Raw genomic sequence first — 16,463 nt, 5'->3', positions numbered from 1 at the left:
TCTTACTCGCGGTGATAGACTAGCGGCTACAGTATAGAGAGCCCTCTTCGCGCTGAGTGGCCACATCGACGTAACCCACATGAATCACACCGCTTCTCCCCCTACGGCCGAGTCGGCCTTTACCCCGCTATGGTTCGCGCAAGCCAGCCACGGACTGGATGAGGCAGGGCGCATGCTCTTGCAGGCGGCAGCCGACTGGGCGGGGCCTGTATTGCTGGATCTGACTGGCAGCACCGGCGAGCCCTTGGACAGTCATTGCGCTCAGGTGGCGCTTATTTTGGCGGGTCTGGGCGTGGACGCTCAAACCCGTGCCAGTGCCTTGCTGGCCGTGACCCCGGCCCCGGGGCCGGAGGTCAAGCAGGACCCGGTTCAAAAAGCCTTTGGCACCGAAGTCATGACATTGGTGCGAGGCTCGCGTGCTCTGTATCGACTGGGCTCGATTACCGGCCAGGCCAAGGAACAGACGGGCGGCGGCGATCAGAAAGAAATGAAGCGCAAGATGTTGCTGGCGATGGCGGCCGACTTGCGTATTGTGTTGATGCGTCTGGCCTCGCGGCTGCAGTCCTTGCGCTGGTATCGGCAGTCCAAAACAGTTTGTCCGGTCGGGTTTGCCCGTGAAACGCTGGAGCTGTATACGCCGCTGGCCAATCGTCTGGGTATCTGGCAGATCAAATGGGAAATGGAGGACCTGGCCTTTCGTTTCCTGAACCCCGAGGTCTACAAGGACATTGCAGGCCGTCTGGAAGACAAGCGCGTAGAGCGTGAGACTTTGATTGCTCAGGTGCGAGACCAATTGTTGGCAGCCCTAAAGCGCGAGCATATTGTGGCCGAGGTGTCTGGCCGGCCCAAGCATATCTTCAGTATCTGGAACAAGATGCGTAACAAGCATCTGGATTTCGAGCAGCTGTTTGATCTGCGTGCCTTGCGCGTCATTGTCGAGGATGAACGCAGTTGCTATCACACCCTGGCGGTGGTGCATTCCCTGTGGACCCCCGTGCCCGAGGAGTTTGACGACTACATCTCCCGGCCCAAGCCCAATGGTTACCGCTCCTTGCATACCGTGATTGCGGACGCGCAGGGCCGTTGCTTTGAGATTCAGATCCGCACGCGTGACATGCATCAGTTTGCAGAGTACGGGATGGCGGCTCACTGGCGTTACAAGGAGGCGGGGGCGCAAGGCGGGCAGCAGACGGCCGATGGCGAGGATGACCGCAAGATTGCCTGGATGCGCCAACTGCTGGCCTGGGACAGGGAAGCGGCTACCTCCAACGCGAGTGCCTCGGAGTCTCTGCCTGACAGTCGCACGGAGTCAGCTGGCTCTGCGGCAGACAATGCGCCTGTCAGCAAAAAGGAGGCGCTGGCTCGCCCCTTGAAGGCGCAGGAGGACGAACATATTTATGTGTTGACGCCACAGGCCCGTGTCATTGAGTTGCCTGTGGGTGCAACCCCGGTCGATTTTGCCTATTACTTGCATACCGACTTGGGTCACCGTTGTCGGGGGGCGCGGGTTGATGGGCAGATGGTGCCTTTATCCACCCGTTTGTCGACAGGGCAAACCGTAGAGATTGTGGCCGCCAAGTCGGGAGGGCCATCGCGTGATTGGCTAAATGTGCAACTGGGCTTTTTGGCCAGCCCACGCTCGCGCTCCAAAGTGCGGGCCTGGTTTAATGCGATTGAGTTGCAGCAGCGCATCTCCCAAGGCCAGAGCATGGTCGAAAAAGAGCTGCAAAGGTTGGGCCGCACTGCCGTGAACCTGGAGCAGATGGCGCAACAGCTGGGCTTTGCCAAGGCAGATGACTTGTATGTTGCGGTGGCCAAGGATGAGTTCAGTCTGCGGCAGGTGGACGCCTTGTTCCGTGAGGATGTGCAGGAAGAGGAACCTGTTCAGCGTGTGTTTGACGCGGCCCGGGAAAGTGTCTCGAAAACCGGAAAAAGCGGTGTATTGGTGGTGGGAGTCGATTCGCTGATGACGCAACTGGCCCGTTGCTGTCGTCCTGCTCCTCCGGACCTGATTGCTGGCTTTGTGACCCGGGGGCGCGGAGTGTCCATACACCGTGCTGACTGCAAGTCCTATCAGGAACTGGCCGAGCGACAGCCTGAACGGGCGATCAGTGTGGATTGGGGCGACACGGGAGAGACGCAATATCCGGTGGATCTGGCCATTGAGGCGCAGGAACACCCCAGCCTGTTGCGTGATCTGTCGGAAGTGTTTGCCCGCTTGCGTTTGAACGTGACCGGTATTAATACCTTGAGTCGTCGCTCGTTGACGCGCATGATATTTACGATTGAAGTGCGTGATGGCGAGCAAATTCAAAAGGCGTTGGCGGCCTTGAACGAGTTATCGGGGGTCAGCGCCCGCCGCTACTCGTCCTGAACTGCTAAAATCAGTCAACCTACACCTCGCGGGCGTTGTGCCCGCGATTGTTCTTGTCAATCAAGAGAGCGAGCTTTGAAAACCTATACCTTGCCCGACCCGGATGGACATTTTGGTCAGTTTGGTGGTTCGTTTGTCGCTGAAACGCTGGTCCACGCCCTGGACGAGTTGAAAGCAGCCTACGAACAGTATCGGAACGATCCTGAGTTTTTGCATGAGTTTCACTATGAGCTCAAGCACTTTGTTGGTCGTCCCAGCCCCGTGTACCATGCCCGTCGATGGTCGGAGCAACTAGGTGGAGCTCAGATCTGGTTCAAGCGCGAAGATCTCAATCACACTGGCGCACACAAGATCAACAACTGTATTGGACAGATTCTGCTGGCTCGCCGTATGGGCAAGCCACGCATTATCGCGGAAACCGGAGCAGGCCAGCATGGCGTGGCAACGGCGACGGTCGCTGCCCGCTATGGGCTGGAATGCGTGGTTTACATGGGAAGCGAGGACGTGCGTCGTCAAGCGTCCAACGTGTACCGCATGAAACTGCTCGGTGCGACCGTGGTCCCCGTGGAATCGGGTTCGCGCACCCTGAAAGATGCGCTGAACGAAGCCATGCGCGACTGGGTTACCAACATCAGCAATACTTTCTACATTATTGGCACGGTTGCCGGGCCTCATCCTTATCCGATGATGGTGCGCGACTTCCAGTGCGTGATTGGTAACGAGTGTGTGGAGCAGATGCCTCAGGATGCCGGTCGCCAGCCCGATTATGTGCTGGCTTCGGTAGGCGGTGGCTCCAATGCCATGGGCATTTTCTACCCTTATATCGAGCACAAGAATGTCGAGCTGATCGGGGTGGAAGCGGCTGGGCGTGGTCTGGACACGCTGGAACATTCGGCCTCCCTGAACAAGGGCATGGTGGGAGTGTTGCACGGTAACCGCACCTATGTACTGCAGGATGATGACGGTAACGTCATGCCCACGCACTCGGTGTCGGCGGGCCTGGATTACCCCGGTGTCGGTCCTGAGCACGCGTGGTTGAAGGACTGCGGCCGTGCCCAATATGCCACCTGCACCGATGAAGATGCCCTGAAAGCGTTTCACGATTGCTGCCGCATCGAAGGCATCATGCCGGCGCTCGAGTCTTCGCACGCCTTGGCTCATGCGGCTCGTATCGCCCCGACCCTGCCTAAAGACAAGATTATCCTGGTGAGCTTGTCCGGTCGTGGCGATAAAGACATGCACACGGTCGCCGAGTACGGCGGCTTGACACTGTAAGCAATCGGGAACTGATATGTCGAGTAATGTGCGTCTGAAAAAGACGTTTGACGGGTTGAACGGGCGCTGCGCCCTGGTCCCTTATATTACGGCCGGTGATCCCTCGGTGCCTGCGACGGTGGCGTTGATGCATGCCTTGCGTCAGGCAGGGGCGGACGTCATTGAACTGGGCGTGCCCTTTTCTGATCCCACAGCCGATGGCCCGGTGATTCAGCAGGCGGCCGAACGGGCGATCAGCCGCGGCGTGGGTCTGCGCAAAGTGCTGGAGATCGTGCAGCAGTTTCGTCTGATCGACCAGGACACTCCGGTGGTGCTGATGGGATACGCCAACCCGATTGAGCGCATTGGTCAGGCCGAGTTTGCCGTCATGGCGGGCGAGGCCGGGGTGGACGGGGTGCTGACGGTGGATTATCCCCCCGAAGAGTCCGAGGATTTCACCCGTTTGCTGACCGAGCAGGGCGTTGATACCATTTTCCTGCTCTCGCCCACTTCCACGGACGAACGCATCGCCAAGGTGGCGGAGTTGGCCCAAGGCTATGTGTATTATGTATCCCTCAAAGGGGTGACCGGTTCAGCCCAGATTGATGTGGCTGATGTGGAAATGCACTTGCAGCGGATACGTCAGCACGTCAAAATTCCGGTCGGGGTGGGTTTTGGGATTCGTGACGCCGAAAGCGCCCGGGCGATTGCCCGCACGGCGGACGCGGTGGTCATCGGTTCCAAGCTGATCCAGACCATGGAGCAGGCGGTGCAGGAAAATGCTGGCAAAGCGCAAAAGGACATTGATGCGGCAGCAGTAGCGGCAGCTGGTCAATGGCTCGCGCAGATACGCCAGGCGCTGGATAATTAGCCCAAATACCTATTCCGCGTATAGAATCATCTGCCTGTTCTTGATGAACAGGCGCTTTTTTTCAGAATAAAGAGCTTGGTGGGCCTCGCGCCGGCCAAGCGAAAACAGGATCTAACAATGAGCTGGATCGAGAAAATACTCCCGCCGCGAATTAACCGTAACCCTGAAAGCAGCCGTCGCGTGCCCGAAGGGCTGTGGGTGAAATGTCCGTCGTGCGAGTCTGTGCTCTATAAGGAAGATCTCCAGGCCACGTTGAATGTCTGCCCCAAGTGCAGCCATCACATGCGTATTGGTGCTCGGGCCCGGATCAAATCCTTGCTGGACCCCGAAGGCCAGACCGAGATTGGTTCCAATACTCGTCCTATGGACCCCTTGAAGTTCCGTGATTCACGCAAGTATACGGAGCGTGTTTCCGAGGCGACCAAGCAAACGGGTGAAACTGAAGCCATGGTAGTCATGAGCGGCACGATCTTGTCTGTGCCCGCGGTGGTCGCCTGCTTCGAGTTTGAATACATGGGCGGTTCCATGGGTTCGGTGGTTGGCGAGCGCTTCACGCGTGGGGTGCAGGCTGCCATAGCCAATCGCAGCCCCTTTATTTGTGTGGCTGCTTCGGGTGGTGCGCGAATGCAGGAGAGTTTGTTCTCGCTAATGCAGATGGCCAAGACCACGGCGATTTTGGCGGAACTGTCTGAGGCGGGTTTGCCGTTCATCAGCATTCTGACTGATCCTACCATGGGTGGCGTGTCGGCCAGTTTCGCCTTTATGGGCGATGTGGTGATTGCCGAGCCTAACGCCTTAATCGGTTTCGCGGGTCCGCGTGTGATTGAGCAGACAGTGCGTGAGAAGCTGCCAGAGGGTTTCCAGCGTGCCGAGTTCCTGCTGGAAAAGGGCGCTATCGATATGGTGGTGGATCGACGCGAATTGCAGCGTGAGTTGGCGGAGTTGTTGGCTTTGCTGACTCGTCAGCCGGCGGAGGCTGTGTCGCGCCATCCTTGACTGCTACGGCTTTGAGCTTAGGGGGAAACGCCATCTGGAGTCAGGTGGCGTTTTTTATTGCCTGCTGTGATTTGGTATTTTTTGTAGAAAAGTTTGTCTTTTTTGGATTCGGGCTTCTTGGTTAAGACTTCGGGGCGAGATTGGTTTGGTTTTCTTAGGGTGGGGGAGCACGATCCTGGAGCGGGGCTTTGGCCCGCGCTGCGCACGGGTACCCTTGGCGATGGAACAGTCCAGGCGTCCACTGAACTCGCCAGGTACTGGGTCCCCCGTACCCAGTACAAGCGCCTGGCCCAAACAGCACTGGGCTTGCATCCTGAATCGCTCAATAGACCGCGGCTAAAGCCCTGACTCGCACCAGGGCCGTGTTCCCCCATCCCAGGAAAAAAGAAGTATCGCGGAGGGCTCAAGTAGAGGGCTGTGTAAGCTATCTGCAACTGCAACTGCAACTGCAACTGCAACTGCAACTGCAACTGCAACTGTCCTGTCTCGTTCTGTGCCCGTGTTTGGGGATATACCTCGTTCGTCTGTGTAACTGCGTACGTTTTTCTGCGCTGTTGGCTTTAGCTTTGTTTTCTCTCTTTACGTCTATTTTCGGCGTTGTTTGTCGCTGGAGTTGAAAGCGTTATGGGCTTGAGGCCAAGGCCAAGGCGGATTGAATGTCGAGTACAAGACTGAGGCAGATGGGCCTGGGCTGGAACCTGAGTGAGAGAGAGTAGTGGCTGTTGCGGGAGCGGCTCGGAGTAGCAGGAAGAAGAAGGAGAAGGAGAAGGAGAAGGAGAAGGATGCCGAGTGCCTGCCGTCTTCAGATCAAACAGACATAAAAAAACGCCGCCCTAGAGGGCGGCGTTTTTAGTCTTGCTGTTTACTGCGTTTCGACCTGTTGCAGCGGTTCGCTGTTCTCGGTTTCTGCAGCACGTTGCTTGCGTGGGCGACCCAGGCGCACGGGCGCGGGCTGGTAGTCGTCCTGTGTTGCCGAGCGAGCAGTTTCTACCAGTTCGATGCCTGCTGCGTTCAGCACGGCCTCCAGGGGAGCGGCAGCGGGTTTCGGCGCTTGCTCAGCAGCAGGGGCTTTTTCTGCAGCAGCTTGAGTCTCTACGCGAGTCTCTACGGTTGCAGATTCCACTGGAGTGGTTTCGACGACTGGCGTTTCAGCTGTGGGCTGAACCTGTGCAGGGATAGCTGCTGTTTCCATGGCTTCAGCTGGAGCTTCAGTAACTTCTGCTTTGGCTGGTTCGGCAGCAGCTTCTGCTTGTACAGGAGCGGCGACTTCTTCAGCTGCAGGAGCTTCTGGCGCTGCTTCGGCGGCTGGAGCAGTCGTTTCTTCCTGGGCAGTAGCAGTTTCTGCGGCGGCAGTGTCTACCGGAGCAGCGTCAACGGCGGGAGCGTCTGTCACGGCTTGGGTTTGAGCAGGAGCGGCGGCTGTTTCTACGACTTCAGCTGGAGCTTGGGCGACTTCTGCTGTAGCAGCTTCGGCAGCGGCTTCTGCTTGCACAGGAGCAACGGTTTCGGCTGCGGCAGGAACTTCTGGGGCTACTTCGGCCTGAGCGGCAGCAAGCTCTTCCTGAGCGGGAGCGGTTTCAACAGTGACAGCTTGGGTCGTGACGACCTCTTCAGCTTGTTGGGCAGCCTGGGCAGCGACAGGAGCTTCCTGTGCGGCTTCCACGGCGACAGGGGCGGCTTCTTGGACGGCAGGTGCTTCTTTCGCTGTTTGGGGCTGTTCAGGCTCGGCCGTTGCAGTCTGAGCAGCGGCTTGTTCCTGGGCATCCAGAGCTGCGGGATTGAAGCTGGGCGTTTCGTGAGCAACGTAGGCGCTGGTGCTGCCTTCTTCGTTGTTCTCTTCGTTTTCAGCTACGGCGTTCGCGTCTGTGTTGCGACGTCCACGGCGGCTGCGACGACGACGACGTTTGCGCTCTGGGTCCAGGGCGCTGTTTTCGCTGCTTTCGTCTGTTTCAGCATCCGGGTTGTCGCCCGTATCACTTGTGTCGACCTCAATCTGCTGTTCAGCGCGGGCTGGTGCTTCTTGCTTGCTGGCGGCCACGGCGGCAACGCTGGCAACAGCCGCGGCGGCAAGCGCTTGCTCTGGCTGAGCGTCCGTGGTGTTGTCATCTTTGTTCAGCTCGATGTTTTCCGCATTGCCTTCTTCTCGGCGCTGACGACCACGGCCACGTCGGTTACGCGGGTTGCGGCTGTTGCTGCTGCCTTCTTCGACAGTGGCGGGGGTTGTGCTGACGTTGGTGTTTTGAGGCGTTTCCAGAGCGGACTCGGTGCCAGCCGATGCCTGACGGCGGCGACCGCGTGTCGTGCTGCTGGCGCTTTCCGTGCTGACTTTTTCTTCCTGAGCTGCCTCTGGACGATTCGCCTGGCGACGACCACGTCCACCTTGGCCTCGGCCGGCATTGGCTTGGCCGGAGCGACCCTGGCGACGACCCGAGGGGGACTTGTCACTTTCGGTTTTGGTGGTTTCGGTCACAGGCTCGGCGGGTTTGCCGGATAGCCAGTTCAGCAGGCGTTTGAGCAAGCCGGGCTTGTCGTCGCTGGCAACGGAAGTCGCGGCGGTTGCAGCGGCTGCCGCAGCAGCAGGCTTGCTCATGGGAGCAGGCTGGGCATGTGTTGTGCTCTTGACCAGGGCTTCCGGACGAGGCTTGATTTCGTGGCTGCGGTGGGGCACCAGGCTGTCCTGCTGTTCTGGCTGCTGTACCAGCTCATAGCTACTGCGCAGTTCGTCCAGGCGCGGGTCATCATGGCGCAGGCGCTCAATGATGTGGTGCGGCGTTTCCAGATTCTTGTTCGGAATCAGGATCAGGGCAATGTTCAGACGCGACTCGATCTTGGTGATGTCAGCGCGCTTTTCGTTAAGCAGGAAAGTCGCGACATCCACCGGCACTTGAGCGTGCAGGGCGGCGGTGCCTTCTTTCATGGCCTCTTCCTGCAGCAGACGCAGCACGTGCAGGGCGCTGGATTCGGCATCACGAATCACGCCGGTGCCGGTGCAACGCGGGCAAGTGATGTGGGAGCCTTCATTCAGTGCTGGGCGCAGGCGCTGACGCGACAGTTCCATGAGGCCAAAACGTGAGATCTTGCCCATCTGGACACGAGCGCGGTCCAGGTGCAGCGCATCGCGCAGGCGTTGCTCGACAGCACGTTGGTTCTTGCTGTCTTCCATGTCGATGAAGTCGATGACAATCAGGCCGCCCAGGTCACGCAGACGCAACTGGCGGGCCACTTCGTCCGCGGCTTCCTGGTTGGTGCGCAGGGCGGTTTCTTCAATATCGGCGCCACGTGTGGAGCGCGCCGAGTTCACGTCAATGGCTACCAGCGCTTCCGTATGATCGATAACGACGGCACCGCCCGAGGGCAACTGCACAGTACGCGAGTAGGCGGTCTCGATCTGGTGCTCAATCTGAAAGCGCGAGAACAGAGGGATGTCATCGCGGTACATCTTCACGCGATGCAGATTGTCGGGCATGACCACGCTCATGAAAGCGGCGGCCTGCTCGTGAATTTCGTCCGTATCGATCAGGATTTCGCCAATGTCGGGCGAGAAGTAATCGCGGATCGCCCGGATGACCAGGCTGGATTCCAGATAGATCAGGATGGGGGCAGCATTGTCGCGGGCCGCGCCGTCAATGGCGGTCCACAACTGCATCAGGTAGTTCAGGTCCCACTGCAGCTCTTCGACGCTGCGGCCGATACCTGCGGTGCGGGCAATGATGCTCATGCCCTGCGGGATGTCCAGCTGGTCCATGGCTTCGCGCAGTTCCTGGCGGTCTTCGCCTTCTACGCGACGCGATACGCCACCCCCGCGAGGGTTGTTGGGCATCAGGACCAGATAACGACCTGCCAGCGAAATGAACGTGGTCAGGGCTGCGCCTTTGTTGCCGCGTTCTTCTTTCTCAACCTGGATGATTAATTCCTGGCCTTCGACCAGTGCATCCTGGATGCGTGCGCTGCGTACATCAACCCCTTCCTTGAAGTAGCTGCGAGCAACTTCCTTGAAAGGCAGAAAGCCGTGACGCTCTTCGCCGTAACTGACGAAGCAGGCCTCCAGGCCAGGTTCGATGCGGGTGATGACCCCTTTGTAAATATTGCCTTTGCGCTGTTCGCGCCCGGCTGTTTCGATGTCGAGGTCAATGAGTTTTTGACCGTCGACAATGGCGACGCGTAGTTCTTCTTGATGCGTCGCATTGAACAACATGCGTTTCATGAGTGTGGATCTCCGTTGTCATGGAGCACCGAAATATCGGCGCACGACCGCGGGTCACAGGTGTGTAGCGCTATAGCTGCATCAGTTTGGTGCAGGCAGGCAAAATCGGCCTACCGGCTTATAGTCTGGGAGGCACGAGTCGCGCCAGAGCGCGAAGTTCAATCAGCAGAGGGGTCAGAGTCACGGTATGTGTTTGACGAATATAAAATTGCTGGGGGAACGGCAGCCGCATGAATCACGCGGCTGGTGCAAAAGAGCGGGACAATCTGTGCAGGAATTCAGCGCCGCACGCGGGAGGAAAACATCTCTTGGAAAGCGGGCCTTCTTGCCACACGACTTTCGCTATTTCGGACTCACCCCGGCGACCTTATGACCCGGAAGCTGGAACTCAAGGATACAATTATCAGTCCTTGGTCATCCAACGGAGACGCACCCTTTGCATCTCTACGCTGGACCCAGTCTCAGCTTCCATAGGCTGAAGCGATTATATGCCCCTTTTTGTTATGTGCAAACCTCATGAATCACAAAGATCTGTCCCCCAAGTGCGAATGTTACGCATTGATGAAACGCGGGCGGGTCAGCGTATAGACAATTTTTTGATACGCGAATGTAAAGGGGTGCCAAAAAGCCACATTTATAAAGCGATCCGCGGCGGTCAGGTGCGGGTGAATAAAGGCCGCATCAGCAGCGACTATCGCTTGCAAGAGGGCGATATGGTGCGGATTCCGCCCTTGCGGCTGCCCGAGCCCGAGCAGCCACGCCATGTCCCTGCGGCGGTCTTTCCGGTCGTTTTTGAAGACGAACACCTGATGGTGATCGACAAGCCTGCCGGAGTGGCCGTGCACGGCGGCAGCGGTGTGTCCTTTGGCGTGATTGAGCAACTGCGCGCCGCACGACCCCAGGAGCCTTTTCTGGAGCTGGCCCATCGGCTGGACCGGGAGACGTCGGGTTTGCTGATTATTGCCAAACGTCGGGCAGCATTGGTGGGATTGCACGACATGTTTCGCGAAATCCGGGCCCGCAAGTTTTATTGGGCTCTGGTGCAAGGCGATTGGGTGAATGATCGTCAACATATTCGTCTCCCCTTGTTGCGTTGGCTGACGGACAGCGGAGAGCGGCGTGTCAGGGTGGACCCAACAGGCAAGCCGGCTCACACCATCATCACCATGCAGCGCCGCTTTGGCCGCTTTTCCTTGGTGCAGGCGGAGCTGAAGACCGGGCGCACTCACCAGATTCGGGTGCATCTGGCCCATTCGGGCTTTCCGATAGTGGGCGACGATAAGTATGGCGACGATGCCATTCGCGACCAGTTCGCCCGACAGGGCTTCAAACGCATGTTCCTGCATTCGGGGCGCCTGGAGTTCAATCACCCTGTCACCGGACAGCCTCTGGTTCTGGAGGCTCCTTTACCTGCCGCCTGTCAGGCGGTTCTTGAGCGTTTGGAGAAGTCGTTATGACGCGTTATGCCGCCGTTCTGTTTGATTGGGATGGCACTGTTATGGATTCCACGTACTCCATAGCCAGCTCCATTCAGTTGGCCAGTGCGGATCTGGAGTTGCCCGTGCCCTCGATCCAGCAAGCCAGCTGGGTGATTGGTTTGTCCCTGGAAAGCGCTCTGTACCGCGCCGTGCCGGACCTGACGGCCGAGCAAATGCCGCTGTTTCTGGAGCGTTACCGTCATCACTTTATGCAGCGCGACCCGCATATCAAACTTTTTGATGGAATTTTGCCTTTCATGGGTGAACTTCGTGGCCGTCAGATTGCCTTAGGGGTAGCAACGGGAAAAAGTCGTCAAGGTCTGGACAGAGTGCTGCAGCAGGTCAATCTCAGCACTTTTTTTGACGCCACCCGTTGTGCGGATGAAACCCGCAGCAAGCCTGATCCGGAAATGCTGCATCAATTGCTGGCGGAATTGATGCTGGAGCCCGAACAGGTCTTGATGGTGGGCGATACCGTGCACGATATTCACATGGCGGCCAATGCCGGCATGGATAGCGTGGCGGTGACCTATGGCGCGCACGACCCACAGACTCTGGCCAAAGCCGAACCTACGGTCATGGTTGATAATGTGGCGCAAATGCGCGACTGGGTGTTGGAACGTACTTAAAAGGCGGCAAGCGGGTGTGAAAGCCATCTTGCCCGATAGTTTCAGGAGATGGAAATGTTCAAATCACGCTCGCAGCCCATACAGCCCTCTGAAATTACAGATGAATCGGTGTGGCGGGCTCGACGTCGCTTGTTTTTGCAGGCGCCGGGTGCTTTGGCCCTGGCGGCCGGTTTGCCCGGGCTGGCCCAGGCTGTCCCTGTGGGGCAGGCCTTGTCGTTTAACCCTTCCCAACGCTGGAAGTTGGATGAAACGCCCACCAGCGAGGCCGATGTCACCACGTACAATAATTTCTATGAATTTGGCACGGGCAAGGAAGACCCCTCCCGCCAGTCCGGTCAGTTCAAGACCGAGCCCTGGACCGTGCAGGTTGATGGGTTGGTGCACAAACCGCTGACTTTGGATATGGACCAGATCTTGAAGCTGGCTCCTTTGGAAGAGCGTATTTATCGCCTGCGCTGTGTCGAAGCCTGGTCCATGGTGGTGCCCTGGGTGGGGTATTCCCTGTCGGCCCTGTTAAAGCAGGCCTCGCCCATGGGGTCGGCTCGCTTTGTGCGGTTTGAAACGGCAGCGGAGCCGGAAACCATGCCGGGCCTGCGTTCCCGGATTCTGGACTGGCCCTATGTGGAAGCGTTGCGATTGGACGAAGCCATGCACCCCCTGACCTTATTGGCGACCGGCTTGTATGGCAAAAGCCTGCCGGTACAGAACGGGGCGCCGGTGCGGCTGATTGTGCCGTGGAAATATGGTTTCAAGTCGGCCAAGTCCTTGGTGCGAATTACCCTGACCGACACCATGCCCGAGTCCAGCTGGATGAAAGTTGCGCCGCATGAATACGGCTTTTACGCCAATGTGAACCCGGATGTTCCTCATCCGCGATGGAGTCAGGCAACAGAGCGGGTGATTGGTTCCGGTTTTTTTGCCACCAAGAAAGCGACGTTGCCCTTTAACGGTTATGCCGAGGATGTGGCCAGTTTGTATGCCAATATGGATTTGAGGCGTTATTACTGATGAAGACCTGGAAAGCCGCGCAGTTGGACAGGCTCAAGCCGTTGGTGTTCCTAGTGGGTTTGTTTCCGTTGGGGCGCTGGGTATGGCTTGGTTTTAACAACGGGCTGAGTGCCAATCCAGCCGAGTTTCTGACCCGATCCAGTGGAACCTGGGCCTTGGTGCTGCTGTTGGTGACGCTTGCCTTAAGCCCGGTACGACGTTTGCTGGCGCAACCGGCTCTGGTGCGTTGGCGGCGTATGCTGGGCTTGTTCAGTTTCTTTTATGTAGCCTTGCATACGCTGGCCTGGGCCTGGTGGGATCGATCAGGCAACTGGCTGTCCATGTGGCAGGATATTGTGCAGCGGCCCTTGATTGCGATTGGCCTGATCGCTACCGTCATTCTTTTGCTGCTGACTTTGACGTCCACGCATGGCTGGCAAAAGCGTTTGGGTCGTGGCTGGGGCCGTTTGCATCAGACGGTGTTTTTGGCAGCGGCACTATCCGTTTTGCATTTCTACCTGATTCGGATCGGTAAAAATGACGTGGTGGAAGTGTATGTCTACGGTCTGATACTGGTGGGGCTGCTGATCTTGCGTCGTTGGCCTGTATTGAATCAGCCTGCGAAGTAAAAGAAGTAGATCAACAGAAAAACAGGTAATGGGCTTTGTGCTCATTACCTGTTTTTTTATCAGTTCAGGCTTTGCAAAATGGCGGCGGTCTCTGCGTCCAGCAAACCGTCATAGCGTGCGGGACGATAGTGCATCTGGAAGGCGGCAATGACATTCTGCGTGGCTTTGTCAAAAACGCCGCTGTCCGGGGTGTCATAACCTGCCTTGCGCAGCAGGGCCTGGGTCTGGGCAGCAGGCGGCAAGGGGCGGGTGGCGTACTGTGCTTGCAGTGCGCGGGCCTGGGCTTCGTTGTACCAGCGGCCTATACCTGCCTGGGCCAGCTCCTTCCAAGGGAAATGAGGGCCCGGGTCTAGTTTGCGCTGAGGGGCGGCGTCACTGTGACCGATGATATTGCGTGGGGTGACGCCATGTCGTTGGGCCAGATCTTTAATCAGTACCTTCAGAGCCTCGATTTGGGAGCGCGTGTAGGGCGCCCAACGGCCGTCGGGCAGACGGCCCATATTGACGATTTCGATGCCTATCGAGCCGGTGTTCAGGTCTGTGAAGCCGTACCAGGAACCCACGCCCGCATGCCAGGCGCGCCGCTCTTCGGGAACCAGACGGTAGACGGTAGGACGGCGTTCGTCGCTCACTAGATAATGGGCGCTGACATCCCGCTGCGTCAGGACCTTCAGGGAGGTGGCGTGATCGCCTGCCGTGTAATGCAGGACCAGATAGCGAACACGACTGTTCTGACCCTGAGCGCTGTAGCTGTCGTCGAATTTAAAAGGGCCGCTGCTGCCACAGGCAGCCAGCAACGCAGTCAGACTGATTACGCCGATGCGCAGGGCGCGAGAGAGGGCTCTCATGTCAACGGCCCGCCAGGAACAGGAAGATGCAGGGGGTTTTGTCCAGAGCAGGCGGCTGACGCTCACGCCACTGCTCTATCGTGGCGGTCTGGATCAGCTCACGCGAGCCGGTCAAGTCACGAGCCAGGCATAAACGCGTTGTGGGTTTCAAGGACTGCAGCAAGGTGCTGTACATGGCCTGGTTGCGATAGGGTGTTTCGATCAGGATCTGCGTTTGTTTCAGGCTTTGGGACTGGCTTTCCCATTGCTTGAGCTGCTTGGCCCGTGCGCTGCTATCGACGGGCGCGTACCCGTGAAAGACAAACTGCTGGCCGTCCAGGCCGCTGGCCATCAGGCTGAGCAGAATGGAGGAGGGGCCGACATGCGGACGCACAGGGATTTTCATCTCGTGGGCCATGGCCACCACCAGCGCGCCGGGGTCGGCCACCGCGGGGCATCCGGCTTCCGAAACCAGACCGATGGCCTGGCCCTGCAGGGCTGGTTTCAGCCATTCGCGCATTTCGCCTGGCTTGTTGCCCCGCTTGTCCAGGGTGTGGATCGTGATTTCCTGCAGGGGCACGGCGGGCTCGACCAGCTTCAAGAAAGCGCGGGCAGTTTTGGCGTTCTCAGCAATAAAGACGGTCAGCTCGCGCGTCAGCGCCTTGACATCGGCAGGCAGCCAGCCACTGATCGGGCTCTCGCTTAAGCCGACGGGGATCAGATGCAGAGGGGCGACTTGGGGCATGAGGGGGCGGTCCTAAACGGAAAGGGGGAAAGGGTGGGGGAGCAAGGGGTTCAGACCAAAGTGGCGCAGCAAGGTACACAGCTCGATCAGGGGCAGGCCAATAATAGCGGTGGGGTCATCGGAACGCATCGATTCCATCAGGCCAATTCCCAGCCCTTCCGCTTTGGCGCTGCCGGCAGTGTCATAGGGTTTTTCTTGTTGCAGGTAATACTCGATCTCCTCATCGTTCAAGGCACGAAAGCGACAATTGGTAACAATATCGCGGCAGAGAAATTCCTTCCCGTCTGTGACGCACAAGGCACTATGGAAATCGATGTTCTGGCCACTCAACCGTCGTAGCTGCTTTTGCGCGCCAGCATGGTCGCCGGGCTTGCCAATGGCATCTTTGCCGGACGTAGCGACCTGATCGGAGCCAATAACCAGCGCACCCGGGTTGAGCTGGCTGACCCGGGCGGCTTTTTCCCGTGCCAGCCGCAGGCTGAGCGCAGCCGGATCTTCTCCGGGCAAGGGGGTTTCATCAATGTCCGGGGACTGACAGGTGAAAGGCAGGCCCAAACGCGCTAACATAGCGCGGCGATAGACTGAGCTTGATGCAAGGATGAGACGCATGGTGTGTTTTAGCTGTGCTTTGGTTTGACTGCCTTGTGTTTAGCACGGTATTATCTAATGTTTTCTTCGTTATTGAAATGGCTGTGGGCGGGCTTGGCGATAAGCGGGTCATGTTTTACAGGCTTGAATAACGAAGGGCAGGAAAAAGCAGTGCAAGAAAAAATGGTAGAGCTTTAGGCGATACCAAAGCAGTAAATGCACGTAATGCACATAAGCCGTAAACAAGCAGCAAACAAGCAAAGCAAATACGCGGTATCCAAATCTTGGTTAAGCCGCGGTTTGATGCCCTGAGCATACTTATGACGACACTGTATATCGACACTTTGAACCTTGCTCGCGCTCCCCAGGAAATGGCGGGCCAGGTGCGGGTGGAAGATTTGTCTCGTCTGGTGTCCGATTTGCCCGATCAAGGCGATTTGCGCATTGACTGGAGCGTGTCGGGTCGGGAAGATTCTGTCCGGCGCCGTTTTGTGCATGTGCAGGCCAAAGGCAGTGTCATTCTGGAATGCCAGCGCTGTGTAAAGCCCTTCGAGTGGCCCATCGATATTTCTAACGAAGTACAGATTGTGGCAAGCGAGGCCGAGCTTGAGCTGGATGATGACGATGCCGAAGGTCCTGATCGCATCTTGTGCGAAGGCCACCTGGATGTCTTGGGCTTGGTCGAGGATGAACTGATTCTCAGCGTGCCCTATGTGCCGCGCCATGAGGTTTGTCCCGAGGCTCAGTCCCTGTCCATGGAAGCTAAATCGGACGACCTGGACGAGTCCGCCTTTGAGCGGCCGTCACCGTTTGCCGTATTGGGTTCGCTCAAGAAGTCTTGATTGTTGTTACTAATTCATTAATTTTTTCGGGCTGCACCC

General features: G+C 57.9%; 13 protein-coding genes. 9 read left to right on the top strand and 4 right to left on the bottom strand.

The window, feature by feature from the left end:
- The first annotated feature begins 79 nt into the window (after positions 1–79).
- From VF694_RS03370 to accD, 4 genes are all read left to right on the top strand, one after another.
- The gene (locus VF694_RS03370) at positions 80–2,374 is read left to right on the top strand and encodes a RelA/SpoT family protein (RefSeq protein ID WP_440163685.1); all 2,295 of its coding nucleotides are present in this window, start codon (positions 80–82) and stop codon (positions 2,372–2,374) included.
- Between the two features lie 75 nt (positions 2,375–2,449).
- Positions 2,450–3,649 (top strand): tryptophan synthase subunit beta, encoded by a 1,200-nt coding sequence (gene trpB, locus VF694_RS03365; RefSeq protein WP_003800983.1) that lies wholly within the window; start codon positions 2,450–2,452, stop codon positions 3,647–3,649.
- Between the two features lie 16 nt (positions 3,650–3,665).
- Positions 3,666–4,499 carry a tryptophan synthase subunit alpha gene (gene trpA / locus VF694_RS03360; protein ID WP_003800981.1) on the top strand — a complete coding sequence of 278 codons (834 nt, stop codon included), beginning with the start codon at positions 3,666–3,668 and terminating at the stop codon, positions 4,497–4,499.
- 117 nt (positions 4,500–4,616) lie between these two features.
- Complete coding sequence (accD, locus tag VF694_RS03355) at positions 4,617–5,495, top strand: acetyl-CoA carboxylase, carboxyltransferase subunit beta (RefSeq protein WP_039943198.1); 879 nt, start codon at positions 4,617–4,619, stop codon at positions 5,493–5,495.
- A gap of 862 nt (positions 5,496–6,357) precedes the next feature.
- On the opposite strand, the gene VF694_RS03350 is transcribed toward accD, so the two are convergent.
- Positions 6,358–9,699 carry an Rne/Rng family ribonuclease gene (locus tag VF694_RS03350; RefSeq protein ID WP_440163683.1) on the bottom strand — a complete coding sequence of 1,114 codons (3,342 nt, stop codon included), beginning with the start codon at positions 9,697–9,699 and terminating at the stop codon, positions 6,358–6,360.
- 488 nt (positions 9,700–10,187) lie between these two features.
- On the opposite strand from VF694_RS03350, the gene VF694_RS03345 reads away from it, so the two are divergent.
- The 4 genes from VF694_RS03345 to VF694_RS03330 are packed head-to-tail and all read left to right on the top strand — an operon-like array spanning position 10,188 to position 13,422.
- Positions 10,188–11,156: an RluA family pseudouridine synthase gene (locus tag VF694_RS03345; protein ID WP_407927700.1), complete on the top strand. Its 969-nt coding sequence runs from the start codon at positions 10,188–10,190 to the stop codon at positions 11,154–11,156.
- Complete coding sequence (locus VF694_RS03340) at positions 11,153–11,806, top strand: HAD family hydrolase (protein WP_003800976.1); 654 nt, start codon at positions 11,153–11,155, stop codon at positions 11,804–11,806. The genes VF694_RS03345 and VF694_RS03340 overlap by 4 nt, the downstream gene beginning before the upstream one ends.
- A 54-nt stretch (positions 11,807–11,860) precedes the next feature.
- Entirely contained in the window at positions 11,861–12,814 is a 954-nt protein-coding gene (gene msrP / locus VF694_RS03335) for a protein-methionine-sulfoxide reductase catalytic subunit MsrP (protein WP_003800975.1), read from the top strand.
- Positions 12,814–13,422, top strand: coding sequence for a sulfite oxidase heme-binding subunit YedZ (locus VF694_RS03330; RefSeq protein ID WP_059318005.1), 609 nt, complete (start codon positions 12,814–12,816; stop codon positions 13,420–13,422). The genes msrP and VF694_RS03330 overlap by 1 nt, the downstream gene beginning before the upstream one ends.
- A 59-nt stretch (positions 13,423–13,481) precedes the next feature.
- On the opposite strand, the gene VF694_RS03325 is transcribed toward VF694_RS03330, so the two are convergent.
- From VF694_RS03325 to VF694_RS03315, 3 genes are read right to left on the bottom strand one after another with little or no spacing between them, the layout of a single operon-like run.
- Positions 13,482–14,270, bottom strand: a complete 789-nt coding sequence (locus VF694_RS03325; RefSeq protein WP_301605897.1) for an N-acetylmuramoyl-L-alanine amidase — start codon at positions 14,268–14,270, stop codon at positions 13,482–13,484.
- Position 14,271: 1 nt separating this feature from the next.
- A complete protein-coding gene (locus VF694_RS03320) occupies positions 14,272–14,994 on the bottom strand; it encodes an SAM-dependent methyltransferase (protein WP_059318004.1) in 723 nt (240 codons plus the stop codon).
- 12 nt (positions 14,995–15,006) lie between these two features.
- Positions 15,007–15,561 (bottom strand): Maf family protein, encoded by a 555-nt coding sequence (locus VF694_RS03315; protein ID WP_003800970.1) that lies wholly within the window; start codon positions 15,559–15,561, stop codon positions 15,007–15,009.
- Between the two features lie 341 nt (positions 15,562–15,902).
- On the opposite strand from VF694_RS03315, the gene VF694_RS03310 reads away from it, so the two are divergent.
- On the top strand, positions 15,903–16,424 hold the full coding sequence (locus tag VF694_RS03310) for a YceD family protein (RefSeq protein ID WP_003800969.1): 522 nt from the start codon (positions 15,903–15,905) through the stop codon (positions 16,422–16,424).
- Positions 16,425–16,463 lie beyond the last annotated feature (39 nt).

This window comes from Alcaligenes sp. Lyrl_28, from assembly GCF_051948705.1.
Classification (GTDB): Bacteria; Pseudomonadota; Gammaproteobacteria; order Burkholderiales; family Burkholderiaceae_B; genus Alcaligenes; species Alcaligenes ammonioxydans.
This window is presented reverse-complemented; position numbering and strand designations above follow the sequence as displayed.

Excerpts from the sequence above, each read along its gene's own strand:
- VF694_RS03370 (WP_440163685.1), top strand. The coding sequence starts at position 80 with ATGAATCACACCGCTTCTCCCCCTACGGCCGAGTCGGCCTTTACCCCG.
- trpA (WP_003800981.1), top strand. The coding sequence starts at position 3,666 with ATGTCGAGTAATGTGCGTCTGAAAAAGACGTTTGACGGGTTGAACGGG.
- accD (WP_039943198.1), top strand. The coding sequence starts at position 4,617 with ATGAGCTGGATCGAGAAAATACTCCCGCCGCGAATTAACCGTAACCCT.
- VF694_RS03350 (WP_440163683.1), bottom strand. The coding sequence starts at position 9,699 with ATGAAACGCATGTTGTTCAATGCGACGCATCAAGAAGAACTACGCGTC.
- VF694_RS03345 (WP_407927700.1), top strand. The coding sequence starts at position 10,188 with ATGCCCCTTTTTGTTATGTGCAAACCTCATGAATCACAAAGATCTGTC.
- VF694_RS03340 (WP_003800976.1), top strand. The coding sequence starts at position 11,153 with ATGACGCGTTATGCCGCCGTTCTGTTTGATTGGGATGGCACTGTTATG.
- msrP (WP_003800975.1), top strand. The coding sequence starts at position 11,861 with ATGTTCAAATCACGCTCGCAGCCCATACAGCCCTCTGAAATTACAGAT.
- VF694_RS03330 (WP_059318005.1), top strand. The coding sequence starts at position 12,814 with ATGAAGACCTGGAAAGCCGCGCAGTTGGACAGGCTCAAGCCGTTGGTG.
- VF694_RS03325 (WP_301605897.1), bottom strand. The coding sequence starts at position 14,270 with ATGAGAGCCCTCTCTCGCGCCCTGCGCATCGGCGTAATCAGTCTGACT.
- VF694_RS03320 (WP_059318004.1), bottom strand. The coding sequence starts at position 14,994 with ATGCCCCAAGTCGCCCCTCTGCATCTGATCCCCGTCGGCTTAAGCGAG.
- VF694_RS03315 (WP_003800970.1), bottom strand. The coding sequence starts at position 15,561 with ATGTTAGCGCGTTTGGGCCTGCCTTTCACCTGTCAGTCCCCGGACATT.
- VF694_RS03310 (WP_003800969.1), top strand. The coding sequence starts at position 15,903 with ATGACGACACTGTATATCGACACTTTGAACCTTGCTCGCGCTCCCCAG.